Origin of the sequence: Streptomyces virginiae (assembly GCF_041432505.1) — a bacterium.
GTDB lineage: Bacteria > Actinomycetota > Actinomycetes > Streptomycetales > Streptomycetaceae > Streptomyces > Streptomyces virginiae_A.
The window spans coordinates 5,283,615-5,304,351 of record NZ_CP107871.1 but is presented as its reverse complement, the minus strand read 5'-3'; the positions used below and the strand labels follow the sequence as shown (position 1 = coordinate 5,304,351).

Annotated in this window: 17 protein-coding genes; 6 read left to right on the top strand and 11 right to left on the bottom strand. The window is 73.6% G+C overall.

All coding sequences use genetic code 11. The features are described from left to right. Positions 1-31: 31 nt before the first annotated feature. Positions 32-661 carry a short chain dehydrogenase gene (locus OG624_RS24810; protein ID WP_033219530.1) on the bottom strand — a complete coding sequence of 210 codons (630 nt, stop codon included), beginning with the start codon at positions 659-661 and terminating at the stop codon, positions 32-34. Positions 662-732: 71 nt separating this feature from the next. Between OG624_RS24810 and OG624_RS24805 the strand changes: the two genes are divergently transcribed. After that, positions 733-1,641, top strand: a complete 909-nt coding sequence (locus tag OG624_RS24805) for a LysR family transcriptional regulator (RefSeq protein WP_371639850.1) — start codon at positions 733-735, stop codon at positions 1,639-1,641. On the opposite strand, the gene OG624_RS24800 is transcribed toward OG624_RS24805, so the two are convergent. After that, on the bottom strand, positions 1,628-2,173 hold the full coding sequence (locus OG624_RS24800) for a DUF3017 domain-containing protein (RefSeq protein WP_371639849.1): 546 nt from the start codon (positions 2,171-2,173) through the stop codon (positions 1,628-1,630). The genes OG624_RS24805 and OG624_RS24800 overlap by 14 nt on opposite strands. Next, positions 2,163-3,023: a bifunctional methylenetetrahydrofolate dehydrogenase/methenyltetrahydrofolate cyclohydrolase gene (locus OG624_RS24795; protein WP_033219526.1), complete on the bottom strand. Its 861-nt coding sequence runs from the start codon at positions 3,021-3,023 to the stop codon at positions 2,163-2,165. Before OG624_RS24795 ends, OG624_RS24800 begins: the two co-directional genes overlap by 11 nt. Before the next feature lie 242 nt (positions 3,024-3,265). Between OG624_RS24795 and OG624_RS24790 the strand changes: the two genes are divergently transcribed. Then, entirely contained in the window at positions 3,266-3,934 is a 669-nt protein-coding gene (locus tag OG624_RS24790) for a hypothetical protein (RefSeq protein ID WP_033219524.1), read from the top strand. 78 nt (positions 3,935-4,012) lie between these two features. On the opposite strand, the gene purH is transcribed toward OG624_RS24790, so the two are convergent. Together purH and purN are read right to left on the bottom strand one after the other, a co-directional pair. After that, positions 4,013-5,605, bottom strand: a complete 1,593-nt coding sequence (gene purH / locus OG624_RS24785; RefSeq protein WP_051763172.1) for a bifunctional phosphoribosylaminoimidazolecarboxamide formyltransferase/IMP cyclohydrolase — start codon at positions 5,603-5,605, stop codon at positions 4,013-4,015. After that, a complete protein-coding gene (gene purN / locus OG624_RS24780; protein ID WP_371639848.1) occupies positions 5,602-6,225 on the bottom strand; it encodes a phosphoribosylglycinamide formyltransferase in 624 nt (207 codons plus the stop codon). Before purN ends, purH begins: the two co-directional genes overlap by 4 nt. Positions 6,226-6,467: 242 nt before the next feature. On the opposite strand from purN, the gene OG624_RS24775 reads away from it, so the two are divergent. Then, entirely contained in the window at positions 6,468-7,058 is a 591-nt protein-coding gene (locus OG624_RS24775) for a hypothetical protein (RefSeq protein WP_033219520.1), read from the top strand. A 153-nt stretch (positions 7,059-7,211) separates the two neighbouring features. Here the strand turns inward: OG624_RS24775 and OG624_RS24770 are convergent, their stop codons facing one another. Next, positions 7,212-8,849: a cell division protein PerM gene (locus OG624_RS24770; RefSeq protein WP_158711807.1), complete on the bottom strand. Its 1,638-nt coding sequence runs from the start codon at positions 8,847-8,849 to the stop codon at positions 7,212-7,214. A gap of 119 nt (positions 8,850-8,968) precedes the next feature. Here OG624_RS24770 and OG624_RS24765 point away from each other — a divergent pair, with 119 nt between their 5' ends. Further along, the gene (locus tag OG624_RS24765) at positions 8,969-10,273 is read left to right on the top strand and encodes a helix-turn-helix domain-containing protein (protein ID WP_033219518.1); all 1,305 of its coding nucleotides are present in this window, start codon (positions 8,969-8,971) and stop codon (positions 10,271-10,273) included. Positions 10,274-10,359: 86 nt separating this feature from the next. Here the strand turns inward: OG624_RS24765 and sucD are convergent, their stop codons facing one another. The 5 genes from sucD to OG624_RS24740 form a co-directional block, all read right to left on the bottom strand. Beyond that, positions 10,360-11,247: a succinate--CoA ligase subunit alpha gene (gene sucD, locus OG624_RS24760; RefSeq protein WP_030712716.1), complete on the bottom strand. Its 888-nt coding sequence runs from the start codon at positions 11,245-11,247 to the stop codon at positions 10,360-10,362. 21 nt (positions 11,248-11,268) lie between these two features. Further along, positions 11,269-12,447, bottom strand: coding sequence for an ADP-forming succinate--CoA ligase subunit beta (sucC, locus tag OG624_RS24755; RefSeq protein WP_030712719.1), 1,179 nt, complete (start codon positions 12,445-12,447; stop codon positions 11,269-11,271). A gap of 289 nt (positions 12,448-12,736) precedes the next feature. After that, positions 12,737-13,909 (bottom strand): VWA domain-containing protein, encoded by a 1,173-nt coding sequence (locus OG624_RS24750; protein WP_030712722.1) that lies wholly within the window; start codon positions 13,907-13,909, stop codon positions 12,737-12,739. Positions 13,910-14,038: 129 nt separating this feature from the next. Beyond that, positions 14,039-16,312 carry a DUF5682 family protein gene (locus OG624_RS24745; protein WP_371639847.1) on the bottom strand — a complete coding sequence of 758 codons (2,274 nt, stop codon included), beginning with the start codon at positions 16,310-16,312 and terminating at the stop codon, positions 14,039-14,041. Next, on the bottom strand, positions 16,309-17,415 hold the full coding sequence (locus tag OG624_RS24740) for an ATP-binding protein (protein ID WP_033219515.1): 1,107 nt from the start codon (positions 17,413-17,415) through the stop codon (positions 16,309-16,311). The genes OG624_RS24745 and OG624_RS24740 overlap by 4 nt, the downstream gene beginning before the upstream one ends. A gap of 134 nt (positions 17,416-17,549) precedes the next feature. Here OG624_RS24740 and OG624_RS24735 point away from each other — a divergent pair, with 134 nt between their 5' ends. Together OG624_RS24735 and OG624_RS24730 are read left to right on the top strand one after the other, a co-directional pair. After that, the gene (locus tag OG624_RS24735) at positions 17,550-18,890 is read left to right on the top strand and encodes an SWIM zinc finger family protein (protein ID WP_033219514.1); all 1,341 of its coding nucleotides are present in this window, start codon (positions 17,550-17,552) and stop codon (positions 18,888-18,890) included. Positions 18,891-19,155: 265 nt separating this feature from the next. Then, the gene (locus OG624_RS24730; protein ID WP_371593310.1) at positions 19,156-20,730 is read left to right on the top strand and encodes a DUF5691 domain-containing protein; all 1,575 of its coding nucleotides are present in this window, start codon (positions 19,156-19,158) and stop codon (positions 20,728-20,730) included. Positions 20,731-20,737: the final 7 nt, after the last annotated feature.

The window sequence follows — 20,737 nt, the reverse complement described above, 5'->3', positions numbered from 1 at the left end:
ATGTTCGAAGGCGCGACCGGGTCGCGGACCGCTATTCGACGAGGAAGATCTGGCCCGTCCGGTGCCCTTCGATCGACTTGACGTAGGCGTTCGCGGCGCGGGCCACGGGCACGGCGTCGAATCCCGCGAAGGTGTCCCCGTACGCGTCGAGGGACTCCTCGAAGACGGTGGGACTGACGGCGTTGATCCGCTGGCGGCCGGGCAGTTCGACGGCGGCGGCCCGTACGAAGGCCTCGACGGCGCCGTTGACCAGGGAGGCCACGGATCCGGTGAGCAGGGGCTCGCGGGCCAGGATGCCGGTGACCAGCGTGTACGAGGCGTGCGGGGGCAGGTGTTGGGCGCCCTGGCGGACCAGCTCGATCTGGCTGACGGCCTTGCCTTCGAGGCCGGTGCGGATGTCGTTCGTGGTCAGCTCGCCGAGCGGGCGCCACGGCACGCTGCCGGCCGCGCTCGCCACCGCGTCGATGTCACCCACCCGCTGCGCCACCTGGTCGTACATGGCGCGGATGGACTCCGGGTCGGTGATGTCGACGTGGACGTCGGCGCCCGTGCGGGAGGCGGTGACCACGTGGTGGCCGCGCTCGCGCAGGGCCTCGTGGACCGCCCGGCCGAGGGTGCCGTGCGCGCCGATCAGGACGACCTTCTTCGTCTTCGCGTTCATGGCACGAGCATCACCGCGACTCGACCGTTAAGTCCAGCTACCTCAGCTACACCTATCGTTAAGATGAACTCATGCTTGATGTGAAGCGCATGGTGATCCTGCGGGACCTGGCGGAGCACACCCGGGTGACCGCCGTCGCCGATCTGCACGGAGTGACCCCCTCCGCCGTCTCCCAGCAGCTGCGCGCGCTGGAGGCCGAGGCCGGGGCCGCCCTCGTCGAACGGGACGGCCGCGGGCTGCGCCTCACCCCCGCCGGCGCGGCGCTGGCCGCGGCCTGCGAACCGGTGCTGGCGGCCCTGGAGCGGGCCGAAGGAGCGGTACGCGCCCTCGATGCCGCGCCGAGCGGGGAGCTGGCCATCGGCTGCGCCCCGAGCGCCCTGGCCACGGTGGCCGCCCCGCTCCTCGCCGAGCTCGCCGTACGCCACCCCCGGTTGCGCCCGCGCATCGTGCAGGCCGACCCGGAGGAGGCGCTGCCGCGGCTGCGGCAACGCCGGCTGGACCTGGCGGTCACCTACGCCTATCCGCTGCTCGGGGTCCCGCCCGCGGCCGGGACCACCGCGGTGCCGCTCTTCGACGACCCGCTGTGCCTGGCGCTGCCGCGGGACCTGCTCCCCGCCTACGAGCGGGACGGGCTCGCCGCGCTGCGGGAGAGCGCCTGGGTCTCGGCCCCGGAGCCGAGCAGCTGCCGCGAGATGCTGCTGCACGCCTGCCGGAACGCCGGGTTCACCCCGCGCATCGCCCACGAGTGCGCGGACCTGCGGTCCGGGCTGTGGCTCGTCGCCACCGGGCAGGCCGTGTCGATCCTGCCGAAGCTGCTGTGCGACGCCCCGCCGCCCGGCGCGGTCGTACGGGAGCTGCCGGGCCCGGGGCGGACGCTGGACGTCGTGGTGCGGGCGGGCACGGAGACCCAGCCGGCCGTCGCGGCGACCCTGGCCGCGCTCACGTCGCTCACGCCGTCCGCCCCGCTCACCGCACGGTGAAGCGGACCGCACTCTCCATGAACGGGATCGGCAGCCACGGCTTGGGCGCCGCCATCACCAGCGCGAGCAGCGTGATCGCCACGCCCAGCAGCCCGTAGGTGATCATGTCCGTGAAGCGGGAGCGGACCGCGAGCATCCCCACCGAGGGCAGCACGCGCCGCATCACCGAGGCCGCGATCAGCGCCACGCCGATGGCCAGACAGCCGACCCGCGGGTGCCCGAAGGCCGTGGCCAGCAGCCCGACCGCGGTCGCGGTGAGCACGCTGAGCATCGGCCACTGACGGGCCGGCGTGGACACGGCGCCGGGGACGGCGCGACCGCTGCCCTCGGGGCGGGCGGTGTCCCGAGTGATGGAGGGGAAGCGGCGGGACCTGGCCGCCGGCCCCGCCCCGGCGGCCGTGCCGGGAGCGGCCGGCGCGCCGGGGGCGCCGGGGGCGCCGGGCGTGGCGGGCACGACCGGGGCGACGGGGGTGCCGTTCGCCTTGGTCGCGCCGCCGCCCGCCGCGTTCTCCGCGTCCGATTCAGCCCGCACTGGTGGTCCGTTCCGCCGCCTCGACGACATTGACGAGCAGCTGGGCCCGGGTCATCGGGCCGACCCCGCCCGGGTTCGGCGAGATCCACGCGGCGACCTCGGCCACGCCGGGGTGCACATCGCCGACGATCTTCCCTTCCCCGTCCCGGCTGACGCCCACGTCGAGCACGGCCGCGCCCGGCTTCACGTCCTCCGGCTTGACCAGGTGCGGGACGCCGGCCGCCGCGACGATGATGTCCGCCTGGCGCAGCTGCGCGGAGAGGTCGCGCGTACCGGTGTGGCAGAGCGTCACGGTGGCGTTCTCGGACTTGCGGGTCAGCAGCAGCCCGATGGAGCGCCCGACGGTGATCCCGCGGCCGAGGACGACGACGTGCGCGCCGTTGATGGCGACGTCGTGGTGACGCAGCAGTTCGACGATCCCGTACGGGGTGCAGGGCAGCGGTCCCGGCTCGTTGAGCACCAGCCGGCCCAGCGACATGGGGTGCAGGCCGTCGGCGTCCTTCAGCGGGTCCATCAGCTCCAGGACCCGGTTGGTGTCGATGCCCTTGGGGAGCGGGAGTTGGACGATGTAGCCGGTGCACTCCGGGTTGGCGTTGAGCTCGCGGACGACCGCCTCGATGTCCTCCTGGGAGGCCGTCCCGGGCAGTTCGCGCTGGATGGAGGCGATGCCGACCTCGGCGCAGTCCTTGTGCTTGCCGTTCACGTACCAGCGGCTGCCCGGATCGTCACCGACCAGGAGGGTGCCGAGGCCGGGGGTGATGCCCCGGGCCTTCAGGGCCGCCACGCGGGCGGTCAGTTCGGACTTGATCGCTGCGGCGGTGGCCTTGCCATCGAGAATCTGGGCGGTCATGCCCCCATCCTCCCGGATGAGGTGGCCCCGGTTCCAGTCAAGGCACTCGCAGGGGCTCAGGGTTCATTGCACTTGCACAACAAGTCACGGCGCGTAGCCCAACCGGCTGGACAAGTAACGGCCGCGCGGACCACGATGAAACGACTGAGTGCCGCGGGCAGTGCCGGGGGGCGGACCGCACCGTGCAGGATTCCTCCGCGCTCGTGCCGTGCGTCCCTGCACCACACGGAGGAACACCCCACATGAGCTTCGGCGACCCGCACAACCCTTATGGACAGCAGCCCCAGGCCCCGCAGGGCCAGCCCGGCTACGGCTACCCCCAGCAGGCCCCCCAGGGCGTCCCGCCGCAGGGCGGCTACGCCTACCCGCAGCAGGCCCCGCAGGCCTACCCGGGTGGCTATCCGGGCGGTCCGGGCGGATACCCCGGGGCCCAGATGGAGATGCCGGGCGGGGCGAAGGCCGCGCGCGTCATCCTCTTCATCGTGGGTGCCCTGCAGGCGCTCGGCGGCCTGTTCTTCATCATCGGCGGTGCCGTGTTCGCCGCGGCGCTCTCGGACTCCTCCAGCTCCTCCGCCGAGGACGCGGGCGCCATCGCGGGCACCGCGGGCGTCGTCGTGGGCGTCCTGTTCATCGGCTTCGCCCTGTGGCCCATCCTGACCGCGGCCAAGCTGGGCAAGGGCCGTGGCGGCGTACGCGTCTCCGGCATCATCTACGGCTCGCTCCAGACCCTCTTCGCCGTGCTCGGCATCCTGGTGAACCTGGTCGCGCTCGGCGCGAGCGAGCACACCACGGGCTCCGGCGGCCTCACCGCCGTCTCCGTGCTGCCGTCGCTGATCTCGCTCGCCCTCGGCCTCACGATCATCATCGGCCTCGCCAAGGCCGGGGACTACTTCCGCCGCCCCCAGTACTGAGCCGCCCCCTCCGCGCACGGCGAAGGCCGCGACCCGCACTGCGGGTCGCGGCCTTCGCCGTGTCGGGGTGGGCCGGACTCAGTGGAAGAAGTGCCGGGTCCCGGTGAAGTACATGGTCACGCCGGCCTTCTGCGCGGCCTCGACGACCAGCTCGTCACGGACCGAACCGCCCGGCTGGACCACGGCCTTGATACCCGCGGCCGTCAGGATCTCCAGCCCGTCCGGGAACGGGAAGAAGGCGTCGGACGCGGCGTACGAGCCCTGCGCGCGCTCGGCGCCCGCCCGCTCGACGGCGAGCTTCGCCGAGTCGACACGGTTGACCTGGCCCATGCCGACGCCGACCGAGGCGCCGTCCTTGGCGAGCAGGATCGCGTTGGACTTGACGGCCCGGCAGGCCTTCCACGCGAAGGCCAGCTCGGCGAGCTCCGCCGGGGACAGGCCGTCGCCGGTGGCCAGGGTCCAGTTGGCCGGGTCGTCGCCCTCGGCCTGGAAGACGTCCGACTGCTGGAGCAGCACGCCGCCGGAGATGGGCTTGAGGTCGCCCGGCTGGTGCGGGTGACCGTCCACCTTCAGGACGCGGATGTTCTTCTTCTTGGCCAGGATCTCGACCGCGCCGTCCTCGTAGGCGGGGGCGGCGATGACCTCGGTGAAGATCTCCGCGACCTGCTCGGCGAGCTCGACGGTCACCGGGCGGTTGACCGCGATGACGCCACCGAAGGCCGACAGCGGGTCGCAGGCGTGCGCCTTGCGGTGGGCCGCGGCGACGTCCGTGTCGACCGCGATGCCGCACGGGTTGGCGTGCTTGATGATCGCGACGCAGGGCTCTTCGTGGTCGTAGGCGGCGCGACGCGCGGCCTCGGTGTCCACGTAGTTGTTGAAGGACATCTCCTTGCCGTGCAGCTGCTCGGCGTTGGCGAGTCCGCCCGGCTGTCCGTCCGTGTAGAGGGCGGCGGCCTGGTGCGGGTTCTCGCCGTAGCGCAGGGTCGACTTGCGCTCCCAGGCGCCGGCCAGGAACTCGGGCAGGACCGCCTCGGGCTCCGGGGCGTACGCGTTCGTGAACCAGGAGGCCACGGCCACGTCGTAGGCGGCGGTGTGCTGGAAGGCCTCGGCCGCGAGCCGCTTGCGGGCGGTCAGGTCGAAGCCCCCGCCCTGGGCCGCCGCGATGACGTCGGCGTAGCGGGCCGGGCTGGTGACGACCGCGACGGAGGGGTGGTTCTTGGCGGCGGCGCGGACCATCGACGGGCCGCCGATGTCGATCTGCTCCACGCACTCGTCGGGGGTGGCACCCGACTGGACGGTCGCCAGGAAGGGGTAGAGGTTGACGATCACCAGATCGAAGGGCTCGACGCCCAGCTCGGCGAGCTGGTTGCGGTGGTCCTCCAGGCGCAGGTCGGCGAGGATGCCGGCGTGCACGCGCGGGTGCAGGGTCTTGACCCGGCCGTCCAGGCACTCGGGGAAGCCGGTCAGCTCCTCCACCTTGGTGACGGGCACCCCGGTGGCGGCGATCTTCGAGGCGGTGGAACCGGTGGAGACGAGCGCGACGCCCGCCTCGTGCAGCCCGCGGGCCAGCTCTTCCAGTCCCGTCTTGTCGTAGACGCTGATGAGCGCACGCCGGATCGGCCGCTGGTTCGTGGTCGGGTCGTTGCTCGCTGCGGTGTCTGCGGCGGTCACTGGATTGTTACCTTTCGTCCCTCAATGCGGTAGCCGTGCCGGGCCAGGCGCCCCACGACATCGACGAGCAGCTGGCGCTCGACTTCCTTGATGCGCTCATGGAGAGCGGCTTCGTCCTCCCCGTCCCGGATCTCGACCACACCCTGGGCGATGATCGGACCGGTGTCCACGCCGCTGTCCACGAAGTGGACCGTGCAGCCGGTGACCTTCGCCCCGTAGGCGAGGGCGTCCCGTACGCCGTGCGCGCCGGGGAAGGCCGGGAGGAGGGCGGGGTGGGTGTTGATGAACCGGCCGCCGAAGCGGTCGATGAACACCTTGCCCACGATCTTCATGAATCCTGCGGACACGACGAGGTCCGGCGCGTAGGCGTCGGTGGCCTCCGTGAGGGCGACATCCCACTCCGCGCGGCCGCCGTAGCCCTTGACCGGGCAGACGAAGGTGGGGATCCCCGCCTTCTCCGCCCGCTCCAGGCCGGCGATGTTCTCGCGGTCGGCCCCCACGGCGACGACTTCGGCGCCGAAGCCCTCGGATCCGCCGGGGTGGGCGTCGATGGCGTCGAGCAGGGCCTGGAGGTTGGTGCCGGAACCGGAGACCAGCACGACCAGGCGGGAGGCGGCCATGGGAGGCCCTTTCTCGCGGGATTGCGGTGTTCGTCTTGTGCGGTCATACGAAACTTCGGGGTACCGGTATATGGGGAACCATACGAAGCCACCGACCGCCTGCAACGATACCGGTACACCGGACAGCCCCCGAGGGACGGGGGGACGGCCGGGCGGTAGCGTCTGGCGTACAAGCCACGAACTGGCCTCACCTCGCCACGACGTCCCGCGACGTCCATGACACAGGGGAAGAAACACACCCGATGCCGGACCGCCGTCAGCCCGACTCCCCCACCGACGACAACCCCTTCGCGGCTCCGCCGGAAGGCCGGCCCGACCAGCCGTGGCAGCCGCGCAGCGGTGGTGGCGGCGACAACGGCGACGGCGACGACCGCAAGGACTCGGACGGCGGGCGGGGTCCGGCGCGCTGGGATCCGACGGACCCGATCCAACGCCGCGCCCGCTACGCGCTGCTGGCCGGCATGTGGGGCTTCTTCTTCGGGATCTTCGGGATCCCCTCGGTCGGGCTGCTGCTCGGGGCACTCGCCCTGTACTGGGGCATCAGCGCACTGCGCGGCAAGCCCGCACCGGCGACCGCCGAGGGCGCCCCCGCGGCCCCGACCGGCCTGGACGCCCTGGGCCCCGCGGCCCGCCCGCAGCGCACCGCCGCGGTGAGCGGCCTGGTCACGGCCTCGCTGGCGATCCTGCTGGCGTTCAGCTCGTACGCCCTGCAGCTCGCCTACAAGGACTTCTACGTCTGCCGCGACGACGCCCTCACCAAGTCGGCGGAACTCCAGTGCAACACCCTCCTCCCGGACAACCTGGTGGGCGACGTCCTGAAGGTCCGCCAGTAGACCACCGACTCGGCCACGCCGGCGTTTGAGGCGCGGGGTCCGGGGCGGAGCCCCAGCGGGCGGCGCCCTGATTCAGCCTCGCCGGCGTTTGAGGCGCGGGGTCTGGGGCGGAGCCCCAGCGGCGGCCCCGCACCCGTCTCCCACCCGAACGGCCTACTCCGGTGGCGGCTTTCGCCGGGCCAGTACCCGTGCCCCGACCACCGGCGGAGCCAAGGGCGCTGACACCGGCTCAGGCGGCTTCGGCGCCAGCAGGCCCGGATCCAGATCCAGCCCGGACACCACGGTCACGGCCCGCCGTCCCGGCACAGCGGGCGCAGCGAGCGCAGCCACCGGCACAGCGGGCGCAGCCACCGGCTCCGGCACAGGCGCCACCGGAACCACAGGAACCGCCGGAGGCACCGGCGCGGGCGCCGCCATCTCCGGAACCAGCGCCCCCGCGGCCTTCCGCAGCGCCGCCCACCGGATCTCCCGCACCCCGCTGTCGTGCCACCGGTCGTCCACGGCCCCCGCCTCATCGGCGTCCAAGCCCTCCGGCCCGATGGCCGGGCGGGTCCGCCACGCGTGCACCGCCACCGCGACCGGCACGGCCAGTACCGCCGTCCAGGCGAAGGCCGCCACCCCGGTGGTCCACCACATCGGACCGAATTCCGAGAGCCGCCGCGAGCCCAGCGGCCCCGCCGAGGCCGCCGCGAGCCCGGCCATCGTCAGGCCGCACACCACCGCCCCGAGGGCCGCCGTGAGCGCCGTCTCCCCGTACGAGACCTCGCGCGCCCGGCGTACCGCGAACCACCCCACCGCGAGCCCGGCGACCACCGGCACTCCGGCGGCCGCCCAGGTCAGCGGGGTTCCGGGCCCCTCGGCCGGGAGCGCCGCCAACAGCGGGAAGCGGGGCAGCGCGGGCGCGCCCGGGAAGCCGAGCGGGGTGGCCGTGACGCCGGAGCCCAGGGCGAAGCCGGGCCCGAGGGCGTAGGCAGCTCCCCAGACCATGGCGTTGGGGATCAGGGTGAGCGCGAGCAGCAGGACGGCGAAGCGTCCCGACCACACCCCGGTCAGTGACAGGAAGGACGCCTGGACCTCGGCGCCGTGCCACGCGAGCGAGGCTCCGACGACGAGCGCGCCGCCGCCCAGGAGCACCAGGGATCCGCCCGCGCCCGCCCGGAGCGCGAGGGCGTATCGGGGGCGCACAAAGGCTTTCCGCACGCCCCCTGGGAGCCAGGACGGCAGTGGCCCGAGCGGCCGCCCCCGGGCTCCCCACACCCCGCCGGCGGCGGCGAGCACGGCCACGAGAGGGATGTGCCAGGCCGCGCTGATGGGGTCGGCCGGCATGGGGCCACCGGCGGCGTACACCGTGGCGAGGGCGCCGACGGCGAGATATCCGCAGAGCACGGCCGAGAACACGGCCGCGGCGGGCAGCACTTCCTCGTCGTCCTCCTCGGCGGCGCTCCCCAGCCGGGCGGCCCGCCGCATGAGCAGCACGGGCAGCGCGACGAGGAGCAGGGGCGTCATTCCGACGGGTGCGGGGATGCCGGACAGGGTGTCGTAGCGCACCAGCTCCGCCCCGTGGGCGAGCAGCCACAGCCCGGCGGCCAGGTGCAGGGCCCCGCCGGGGCCGCTGTCGGGGTAGGGGGAGCTGATCCACAGCACGATGACGAGCACGGCGAGGAAGCCGAGCCCGAGTCCGGCCGCCACGGCGCCGCCCACGACGCATGCGGCGGCGGCCGGTGAACGGCGTCGCACGCCGGCTCGCGGGGCCGCCGGCAACGGGGTCCCGCGTTCGGTCACTTGGGTCACCCCGCCATGGTGCCAACGACACGCGCTATGGACGGGTAACAGGCGAATGCCCGTGGTGTCGCTCAATATACGTTTATGTACTTTTTCGCCCAGAGCTGTCGGTGTGCGGGGAGTGTGGCATGACACGAAGCGTCGAGACGACCTCCTCAGAGGACTCGGAGCTGAGCCTGCCGGCCCCCAAGGAGCGCCGCCGACTGCGCGAGGCGGCGGAACTGACGCACGATGAGGTCGCCGCGGCCGTGGGTGTCACCGCGGCGACCGTCCGCTCCTGGGAATCGGGCCGCACGGACCCGCGCGGGCGCAAGCGAGAGCTGTACACGCAGTTCCTGGCGCGCCTGTCCGCCCGGCCGCAGGACGGTGGTCCGGCCGGGGCGCCCGGGGAGGCGAAGACGGCCAGGGCTGCGGAGGAACCCGCCGCCGACCCCCCTGTCCCGGACCGGCCGACCCCGGACGGGCCGACCTCGGACACGCAGGCCCCGGACCGACCGGCCCTGGACCGACCCGCCCCGGACCGACCGGCCCCGGACCTGCCGACCTCGGACGCGCCGACCTCCGACGCGCGGACCGAGCCCGAGCGGCTCCCCGCCGAGCCCCCCGCGCGGGTCCCGGTGCCGGGCCCGGCCGAGGCCTTCGACGGCCTCTACGCCCTCGCCGCCCGCGACCTCACCCGGCAGGCCTACCTGCTCACCGGCCGTCGGGCGCTCGCCCTGGAGGCGGTGGAGAAAGCCTTCGTCCAGGCCTGGGACCGGTGGCCCGAGGTGGCCACCGACCCGGACCCGGTGGGTTGGGTGCGCGCGATCGCCTACGAGTACGCGCTCTCCCCCTGGCACCGCTTCCGGCGCGCCCATCGGCATCTCGACAAGCCGCCCGCCGAGCCCGCCGACCGGATCCTGCTCGACGCCCTGCTCTCGCTGTCGCCCGCGAACCGCCGTACCGTCCTGCTCTACGACGGCGTCGGCCTCGACCTCCCCGACACCGCCGCCGAGACCGAGGCGACCACACCCACCGCGGGCCACCGGCTCGTGCACGCGCACGCCGACCTCGCCGACCGGATCCCCGAACTGGCCGACGTACCGCTCGAAAAGCAGTCCGCGCTGCTGCGCGACCTGTTCACCGCGCTGCGACCGCCCGTCGACCTCGAACCGCGCCCGGCGGCCGTCGTCCGCGGCGGCGGCGAGCGGCGCACCCGGCTGTGGACCCGCGCGACCCTCAGCCTGACGGCGATGATCGCCGTCTCGACGTCCTACACGCTCATGACCGCGCCCACCCGGTACGAGCCCCCGTTGGCCCCCGGCGAGAGCGTCTCCGGGGTCCCCCCGCTCGCCGGTCCCCAACAGCTCACCGAACGCGGCAAGCAGCTCCACGACAAGCTGCGCGCCGACCCGCAGGCCGGACCGGCGCGGATCGCCCCACGGATCGAATGAGAAACGGGCGTGGCCCGCACCCCCCGAGGGGTGCGGGCCACGCCCATGCTCACGTGCGCCCGTACGGGGATCCGTACGGCGACCGCTTACTTGCCGGCGAGGATCTCGCGCGCCAGCTTGGCGGTCTCGGTCGGCGTCTTGCCGACCTTGACGCCGGCGGCCTCGAGGGCCTCCTTCTTGGCCTGCGCGGTGCCGGAGGAGCCGGAGACGATGGCGCCGGCGTGGCCCATGGTCTTGCCCTCGGGGGCGGTGAAGCCCGCGACGTAGCCGACGACCGGCTTGGTGACGTTCTTCGCGATGAAGTCCGCCGCACGCTCCTCGGCGTCGCCACCGATCTCACCGATCATGACGATCAGCTCGGTCTCCGGGTCGGCCTCGAAGGCCTCCAGGGCGTCGATGTGCGTGGTGCCGATGACCGGGTCGCCACCGATGCCGACGGCGGAGGTGAAGCCGATGTCACGGAGCTCGTACATCATCTGGTAGGTCAGCGTGCCCGACTTGGACACGAGACCGATCTTGCCGGGCTTGGTGATGTCGCCCGGGATGATGCCGGCGTTGGACTGGCCGGGGGTGATCAGACCCGGGCAGTTCGGGCCGATGATCCGGGTCTTGTTGCCCTTGGCGGTCGCGTACGCCCAGAAGGCGGCGGAGTCGTGCACCGCGATGCCCTCGGTGATGACGACGGCCAGCGGGATCTCGGCGTCGATCGCCTCGACCACGGCGGCCTTGGCGAAGGCCGGCGGGACGAAGAGGACGGAGACGTTGGCGCCCGTCTTCTCCATCGCCTCGGCGACGGAGCCGAAGACCGGGACCTCGGTGCCGTCGAAGTCGACGGTGGTGCCGGCCTTGCGCGGGTTCACGCCGCCGACGATGTTGGTGCCGTCAGCCAGCATCAGCTTGGTGTGCTTCATGCCCGTGGCACCGGTCATGCCCTGGACGATGACCTTGCTGTCCTTGTTGAGGAAGATAGCCATGTGAGTCTTTGACCTCTGCCCTTACTTCGCAGCCGCGAGCTCGGCGGCCTTGTCGGCCGCGCCGTCCATGGTGTCCACGCGCTGCACCAGCGGGTGGTTGGCGTCCGAGAGGATCTTGCGACCCAGCTCGGCGTTGTTGCCGTCGAGACGGACGACCAGCGGCTTGGTGACCGCCTCGCCCTTGTCCGCGAGCAGCTGCAGCGCCTGGACGATGCCGTTGGCGACCTCGTCGCAGGCGGTGATGCCACCGAAGACGTTGACGAAGACGGACTTGACGTCCGGGTCGCCGAGGATGATCTCGAGACCGTTGGCCATGACGGCGGCGGAGGCGCCACCGCCGATGTCCAGGAAGTTGGCGGGCTTGACGCCACCGTGGTTCTCGCCGGCGTAGGCGACGACGTCGAGGGTGCTCATGACGAGACCCGCGCCGTTGCCGATGATGCCGACCTCACCGTCGAGCTTGACGTAGTTGAGGTTCTTCGCCTTGGCGGCGGCCTCGAGCGGGTTCGCGGCAGCGTGGTCCACGAACTCCTCGTGACCCGGCTGGCGGAACTCGGCGTTCTCGTCGAGCGAGACCTTGCCGTCGAGCGCGATGACGTCGCCGGAGGCGACCTTCGCGAGCGGGTTGACCTCGACGAGGAGCGCGTCCTCGGCGATGAAGGTCGCCCACAGGGTCACGAGGACCTCGGCGACCTGCTCCGCGACCTCGGCCGGGAACTGCGCCAGCGCGACGATCTCGCGGGCCTTCTCGATGGTCACGCCCTCGTTGGCGTTCACCGGGACCTTGGCGAGCTTCTCCGGGGTCTCCTCGGCGACCTGCTCGATGTCCATGCCGCCCGCGACGGACGCCATGGCGAGGAAGGTGCGGTTGGTCCGGTCGAGGAGGTACGAGACGTAGTACTCCTCCAGGATCTCCGGAGCCGTCTCGGCGATCATCACCTTGTGGACCGTGTGGCCCTTGATGTCCATGCCGAGGATGTCCGTCGCCCGGGCGACGGCCTCGTCCGGGGTGGCGGCCAGCTTCACGCCGCCGGCCTTGCCGCGGCCGCCGACCTTCACCTGCGCCTTGACGACCGACTTGCCGCCCAGCCGCTCGGTGGCCTCGCGAGCCGCCTCAGGCGTGTCGATGACTTCACCGGCCAGCACCGGTACACCGTGCTTGGCGAAGAGGTCCCTCGCCTGGTACTCGAACAGGTCCACGCGCGTCCGTCCCTTGTCTTCAAAGATTCGCAGTGATTCGCGGTTTTCTGCTATCTGCGTGGGCGTGCCGCGGAGGGCAACGTGACGGCGCTGTCACAAGGAAGGCGCACACGGTGACCGTGGACGCGGCATGTCCGTCCCGCAGGTTATCCCCGAGGGCCGTGGGTCCCTAAATCGCAGATCACACCTGAGCGGTGATACCTGTCACAGAAAGCCTCACGGTTGAACTGGAAGTTCGTGTGATTCACCGATTCACAGCAGCGGACGGGACGGGCCGGCCGGCAGGCCGTCAGGGGATCGGCAGAGGGCGCTTCTCCAGCGCCGCGGCCATCACCTCCGGGAACAGGTCGGGAGTGCAGGCGAAGGCCGGCGCCCCAAGTGCCGCAAGGGCCGCGGCATGCTCACGGTCGTAGGCCGGGGCGCCCTCGTCGGACAGGGCCAGCAGGGTCACGAACTCGACGCCCGCCCCCTTCATGGCGGCGACGCGCTTCAGCATTTCGTTGCGGATTCCGCCCTCGTAGAGATCGCTGATCAGGACCACGACGGTGTCGGCGGGCCGGGTGATCTTCGATTGGCAGTAGGCGAGAGCACGGTTGATGTCGGTGCCACCGCCCAATTGGGTGCCGAAGAGCACGTCGACCGGGTCGTCGAGCTGGTCGGTCAGGTCGACGATCGCGGTGTCGAAGACGACCAGACGGGTGGCGATCGAGCGCATGGAGGCGAGGACCGCGCCGAAGACGGAGGCGTAGACGACGGAGGCCGCCATCGAACCCGACTGGTCGATGCAGAGGATCACCTCCTTCTTCACCGATCGGGCCGCCCGGCCGTATCCGATCAGCCGTTCGGGGACGACGGTGCGGTACTCGGGCAGGTAGTTCTTCAGATTGGCCTGGATCGTGCGGTTCCAGTCGATGTCGTGGTGGCGCGGGCGACTGATCCGCGCGGACCGGTCGAGGGCGCCGGTGAGGGTGGCCCGGGTGCGGTTCGCGAGCCGCTTCTCCAGCTGCTCGACCACCTTGCGGACCACGGCCCGCGCCGTCTCCTTCGTGGTCTCGGGCATCGCCTTGTTCAAGGAGAGCAGGGTGCCGACCAGGTGCACGTCCGGTTCGACGGCCTCCAGCATCTCCGGTTCCAGCAGCAGGGCGGCCAGGCCCAGCCGCTCGATGGCATCGCGCTGCATGACCTGGACCACGGAGCTCGGGAAGTACGTACGGATGTCCCCGAGCCAGCGGGCCACGTTCGGCGCGGACCCGCCGAGCCCGGCCGACCGCGCCCCCGACGTCCTGCGGGACCCCGCCTCGCCGCCCCCGCCGTACAGCGCGCCCAGCGCGGCGTCCATCGCCGCGTCCCGCCCGGTCAGCGCGCACCCGGTGCCGTCGGCCTCGCCACCGCCGAGCACCATCCGCCACCGCCGCAGCCGCTCGCCTCCGGCCGTGCCCATGTCCGTACCCGTACCGCTCATCCGTCCGTCCCCCTCCACTCGTCGTGTCTCTTCCATCCACCCGGCGCGTTCAGCCCGGCCGCACTCGGCCCCGCCGGCGTTCGAGGCGCGGGGGTCCGGGGGCAGCGCACCCGGAAACGGCGCCGCACCTCACCCGGCGAGCAGCATCCGCACCAGCCCCACCACCGCGTCCGCCCGCTCCGGATCCAGCTCCGGGGCGAAGCCCTCGGGGGCCGCGGACGCCGAGGCGGCGGCAGCCGCACCGCCCGGCCCGCGTCGCACCAGCTCGCCCAAGGTCCGCTTCACACCCGGCTCGTACGCCCCGAACGTCCGCCGCAGCAGCGGCAGTACGTCGGTGAACGCCCGCTCCGGCACCCCCACCAGCCAGGCGTCGATCAGGCCCAGCAGCCGGTCGTCGTGGACCAGCAGCGTGCCCCCGCCCGAGCTGCCGCCCGCGAAGCCCTCGATCCAGCCCGCCGCGTCGGCCGGGGAGGAGGCCGGGGACAGGGCCAGCCCCATCAGCCGGGCCGTCTCCTCGGCCGGCAGCCGCCCGTCGTCGAGGAGCAGCCGGGCCGCCCGGCCGCGGATCACGCCGGGCACGGTGTCCCGGTCGGCCAGTACGGCGAGCACCGCGGACCAGCGCGCCCGCAGCCCTTCGTCGGCGTCCGCCAGCAGCCCGATCGCCCCGTGCACCCCGTCCACGTGGCCGCGCAGCTCCGCGGCCGCGTCGGCGTCCAGGCCGGCCGTGCAGGCCGAGGGGAGCGCCACGCATATCCGCTCGGCGAGCCCGGCCGCCACGGCGCCGAGCGCCGTCGCGTCGGTGCCGCGGACGTCCCCGTACCGCAGTGAACGGGCCAGGGCCGGCAGGGCCTTGGCGAGTCGCGCCACGTCGGTGTCGAGCGCGGCCCGGTCCGCGAGGGCCCGCAGTACGGCGGGCAGTGCCTGCGCGAGCCCGGCCAGCAGGCACTGCTCGGCCAGGGCCGTCACCTCGCCCAGTTCCTCGGCCGCGGCGGCGTCCGCCTCGGCCTTGGCGGTGGCCGCGCCGAGGACGGTGGTCCCCCAGATGCCGGCCTCGGCGATCCGCACCGACAGTTCCGGCTCCCACCGCAGCCGCCAGGTCTCCCGGAAGGTTCCGGTGCCGGCTCGGGACGCGACGGGGGTGCCCCATCCGATGCCGAGCAGCCGCAGCCGGTGCAGCAGCAGGGACTTCGCCGTGTCGGTGTCCTTGCGCAGGTCCAGTTCCAGCTCGCGGTCCTGCGCCTCGGCCTTGAGCCGCAGTGTGCGCTGCTGTCGTGTCAGGTCGCGCTGGAGGGGTACGACGGGGGCTCCGTCCGGGACCTCTCCGAGCACGTCGCCGACGACGAGCCGGTCCTCGATCAGTGCGAGCGGTATGTCGGAGCCGTCGCACATCACGGCCCGGACCGCTTCCAGGGTCTCCGTCAGGCCCGGTAGCGGTCGGCCCCGCATCGCGGCGAGGGTCTCGGCCAGCCGGACCGCCTCGATGACGTGTGCCGACGAGACCTGCCGGTCCTCCTCGCGCAGCAGTCCGGCGACCTTGGTCAGCCAGCGCTCGACGGGCCGGTCCGCGGCGGTGAAGAGGTGGGCGTACCAGCCGGGGGAGGTGATCCCCGCGCCGTACCCGCCGGCCCGGGCGAGCCTGCGGTGGGTCCAGGGCACCCAGGTGGTCTCCACCTTGACCTTCGGCAGGCCGCTCAGCAGGGCCTTGTCGGCGGCCACGGTGGCCTTGGCCCGTAGCGCGGGGACGTGCCAGGCCCCGCACACCACGGCGTAGGCGTCGCCGAACTCCCGGCGGGCGGCCCGCATCCGCTGCCGCATGTACGCCTCGCGCACCAGGTCGCGCCGGTGGCCCCCGTCGCCGTACGCCTCGCGCAGGGCTCCCATGGCCTCCCCGAGCGCCTCGAAGGCGCCGAGCACGTCCTCCCCCGTACCCCGGGCGCCGCGGTGCTCGACCACGTCCTCCCACCAGCGCTCGGGGTCGTCGTACCCGGCGGTCTCGGCCAGCACGGCCAGGGGGTCCAGCCGGACGGCGTCGGGCTCGGCCCCGGCTCCGTCCGGCCCGTCCGCCGCGGTGGCGAGCGAGTGCGCCGCCGGGAGGTCGATGAACCGGACCGGGACCTCGTGCTCCTGGGCCCAGCGGATGGCCACCCACTCGGGTGAGAACCCGGCGAGCGGCCAGAACGCGGCCCGGCCCGGATCGTCCGCCGCGTGCGCGAGGAGCGCGACGGGCGGCCGCATCCCCTTCTCGGCGGCGAGCGGCAGCAGCGCGTCCCCCTCGGGCGGGCCCTCGATGAGCACCGCCTCGGGCCGGGCCGCTTCCAGGGCCGCGCGGACGGCGCGGGCCGAGCCGGGCCCGTGGTGCCGCACGCCCAGCAGCAGCGGGCCCCGCGTCGGGCTCGGGCTCATCCGGTCACCTCGCGGCAGGCCCGGTAGAAGTCCTTCCAGCCGTCGCGCTCGCGGACCACTGCCTCCAGATACTCCTGCCAGACCACCTTGTCGGCCGCCGGGTCGCGGACCACGGCGCCGAGGATCCCGGCGGCCACGTCGGAGGGGCGCAGTACGCCGTCCCCGAAGTGGGCGGCGAGGGCCAGGCCGCCGGTGACGACGGAGATGGCCTCGGCGGTGGACAGGGTGCCGCTGGGCGACTTCACCTTCGTGCGGCCGTCGTCGGTGACCCCGTCGCGCAGCTCGCGGAAGACGGTGACGACGCGGCGGATCTCCTCCAGGCCCTCGGGCGCGGCCGGCAGGTCGAGGGCGCGGCCCATCTGGTCGACGCGGCGGGCGACGATGTCGACCTCGGCGTCGGCGGTGGCGGGCAGGGGCAGCACCACGGTGTTGAAGCGGCGGCGCAGGGCGCTGGAGAGCTCGTTCACGCCGCGGTCGCGGTCGTTGGCGGTGGCGATGAGGTTGAAGCCGCGGACGGCCTGCACCTCTTCGCCGAGCTCCGGTATCGGGAGGGTCTTCTCGGACAGGACGGTGATGAGGGTGTCCTGGACGTCGGCGGGGATGCGGGTGAGCTCCTCGACGCGGGCGGTCATGCCCTCGGCCATGGCCCGCATGACGGGGCTGGGGACGAGTGCCTCGCGGCTGGGGCCGTGGGCCAGCAGCCGGGCGTAGTTCCAGCCGTAGCGGATGGCTTCCTCGGGGGTACCGGCGGTGCCCTGGACGAGGAGGGTGGAGTCTCCACTGACGGCGGCCGCGAGGTGTTCGGACACCCAGGTCTTGGCGGTGCCGGGGACGCCCAGCAGGAGGAGGGCGCGGTCGGTGGCCAGGGTGGTGACGGCGACCTCGACGATGCGGCGCGGTCCCACGTACTTGGGTGTGATCACCGTGCCGTCGTCGAGGGTGCCGCCGAGCAGGTAGGTGGCCACGGCCCACGGGGAGAGCTTCCAGCGGGTCGGGCGGGGCCGGTCGTCGGCGGCCGCGAGGGCTTTCAGTTCGTGCGCGAAGGCGTCTTCGGCGTGCGGTCGCAGAGCCTCTGCTCGCTGCTCGTTCTCGGGCATGGTCATGGTCCCCCTCCAAAGCTCGGCAGCCGCTCCCGACTGCTGACCCCACGGTGCACCACGCCACTGACAACGGGCCTCGCGGATAGCGTTGTTGCTGGTCAGAGCGATTGTCAGTGGGGGTCTCTACGGTGGTTCACATGACTGATCAGGGGGACCGCTGGACGGCGGAACAGGTACTGGATCTGGCTCCTGACGACGCCTCACGCAAGGCGGGGGGCAGACTCGGCGGGGCAGGGCCGTGGTTGCAGATCGGAGGTTCCGCTTCCGGTTCTGTGTGGGGGTTGTGCAAGGGCAGCGGCAGCAAGCCGTACCGCACGGTCGTGGACCTGACGGGTCCCGCGTACAAGTGCTCCTGTCCGAGCCGGAAGTTCCCCTGCAAGCACGCTCTGGGGCTGTTGCTGCTCTGGTCGGCGGAGGGGGTCGGCGAGCCGGGCGAGGCTCCGGAGTGGGCCGCGCAATGGCTGGCGGACCGGGCGGCCAAGGCCGCACGGCCCCCCGGCGGGAGGACCGCGCCGGTCGACGAGGAGGCGGCCCGGAAGCGGGCCGAGCGGCGGGCGGCGCGCGTCGGCGCGGGCGTCACCGAGCTGGAGCAGCGGCTGGCCGATCTGCTGCGTGGCGGCCTCGCGGGCCAGGAGCAGGCCGGATACGCGGGGTGGGAGGAGACGGCGGCCCGCATGGTCGACGCCCAGGCGCCCGGACTGGCAGGGCGGGTGCGGGAGTTGGGGACGATACCCAGTTGCGGCCCCGGCTGGCCCGCCCGGATGCTGGAGGAGGCGGCGCTGCTGCACCTGCTCGACCGGGCGTGGCTGGGGGTGGCCGGGCTACCGGAAGAGCTGGCGGCGACGGTGCGCAGCCGCGTGGGACTGCCGGCCTCCGGGGAGGGGGAGGCCGTACGGGACCGCTGGCTGGTGCTCGCCCAGTACGACACGGTGTCGCCGGACGGCCGGCTCACCACCCGCCGGATATGGCTGCGCGGGTCGGCGGGCGGGCGGCCGGCGCTGGTGCTGGACTTCGGACCGCCCGGTCGGCCACCGGGGTTGGCACTGCCGGTGGGGCTGGTGCTGGAGGCGGAGATGCGCTTCCGGCCCGGGTCGGCGGGGCTGCGGGCGGACCTCGGTGAGAGGTTCGCGGCGGCCGTGCCGTGCGCGGAGGTTCCGGCCGGGGTGAGCACGGGGGCGGCCCTGGAGGCGTACGGGGCGGCGCTGCGGGAGGACCCGTGGCTGGAGTCCTGGCCGGTGGTGCTCGGCCCGGTGGTTCCGATACCGGGTGAGCTCGGCTGGCAGCTGGCGGACGCGGAGGGCACCTCCGCCCTGCCGGTGCCCCTCACCGGGGGCGGCCGCTCACGCGGGGGGCTCTGGCAGCTGGCCGCGTTGTCGGGCGGGGGCCCGGTGACGGTGTTCGGCGAGTGCGGCCACCGTGGCTTCACTCCCCTGACGGCCTGGCAGCCGGGCTCGACCGAGCCCGTCGCCCTGTCCTGATCAGAGGCGGAAAAGAAACACATCGCAGGGGGCCTGGGGGGTCCTGTGCCGTCACACGGGGGGCGGCGGCAAGGAAGACGTACGGCGCCGGGGGGCGCCGCACGCGAAACGACGACGAGCCGGGGGGCTTGCATGAACGACAACCACGCCAGCTGAAGACGAGCGGGCAGACGGGAACATCGACAGCTCCGGTCCCGTGGAGGGGGCGGGACCGGAGCCCATCACACGACGAGCGACCGACGACGAGCGACGAGGGAGGGGCCCGATGGACAAGGGTGACGAGGGGTACGGGGAGTGGGAGGAGCTGGTCGCCACCGCGCTGCTGGGCACCGAGCGGCGCCGGGGCGGGGGCTCGCCGGAGGCGCTGCTCGACGCGGCGGCCGTGCACGCCGTACGGCGCCGGGCCGGGCTGCGACCGGCCGAGGCCGGGCCGAGGCCGGATCCCGCGCCCCGCGATCCCCGGCCGGCGCCGCCGGAGGCGGCCGGCCGCCGGCTGGCGCAGCTGCTGGCCGGGCGGAGCGGTCCGGTCAACGGCGGCGGGCGGCGCGGGAGCGCTCCTGACCTGACGGAGCTGCTGCCGCAGTGGCTGGCCGCGGCCGCGCGGCACGGCTACCGCTCGCCGGCCGCGCTCGTACCGGCGCTGCTGGACGCGGCCCGGGCCCGTACGGACCTGAGGCCGCAGGCCCTGGCTCTGGCCGGGACGCGGGGGCTGTGGCTGGCGCGGATGAATCCGGACTGGCGGTTCGCCCTGCGCGGGGGTTCGGGCGGCGCCGGGGAACTGCCGGCGGTGACCGACCGGGCCGCGGTGGAACGACTGTGGCAGGAGGGGCTGTTCGCCGAACGGGTGGCCCTGCTCGGGGCCGTCCGGGCCCACGAGGCGGCGGCCGCGCCGCGGCTGTTGACGACGACCTGGGCCACCGAACGGGCCGAGGACCGACTGATGTTCCTCGATTCGCTGAGGGTGGGGCTGTCGGGGGACGACGAGCCCTTCCTGGAGGCGGCGTTGGGCGACCGCAGCCGCAATGTCCGTTCCACCGCCGCCGAGTTGCTGTCGGCGCTGCCGACCTCGGCGCTGGCGGGGCGGATGGCGGAGCGCGCGCTGGCCTGCGTGGGCCCCGAGGGGGTGACTCCGCCGGCCGAGTGCGACGCGGGGATGCTCCGCGACGGGGTGGTCAAGCGGCCGCCCGCCGGACGCGGGGAGCGGGCCTGGTGGCTGGGCCAGTTGGTGGAGGCGGCGCCGCTGTCGTGCTGGCGGGAGCGGTTCGGGGGGCTCGGCCCGGCGGAGATCGTGGCGCTGCCGGTGGCCGTGGGCGACGGCTGGACGGAGGAGCTGCACGCGGCGTGGTGCCGGGCCGCCGTGCGTCAGCGCGACGCGCCGTGGTCGCGGGCCCTGCTCGGCCCGGCGTCCGCGCCGCCCGCGGCGGGCCCGGGCACCGCCTCGCTCGCGGAACGGGCCAAGCTGCTGGAGACCCTCCCGCACGCGGAGCGGGCGGAGTGGGTCGCGGAGTTCATACGGGCCCACGGGCTGTCGGAGGCGTTCCAGCTGCTCGGGGTGTGCGTGGTGCCGTGGGCGGGGGCTCTGGGCCGGGCGGTCGTGGACGCGCTGGACACGGCCCGGGACGCGGGGAGCTACCCGTGGAGCTTCAGCGGGGTGATGGGCCTGGCGGAGCGCTGTCTCGATCCCGCGGAGGCGAGCCGACTGGAGGCCCTGACCACGGCCGCGGAGGACCTGCCGGACGCGGCCCCCGGCGCGGCCGCGTACTGGGCCGAGGCGTTCCAGCGACTCGTGTCGACCCTGCGCCTGCGCGCGACGATGCTGGCCGAACTGACCCCGGCCTGACCTCCGC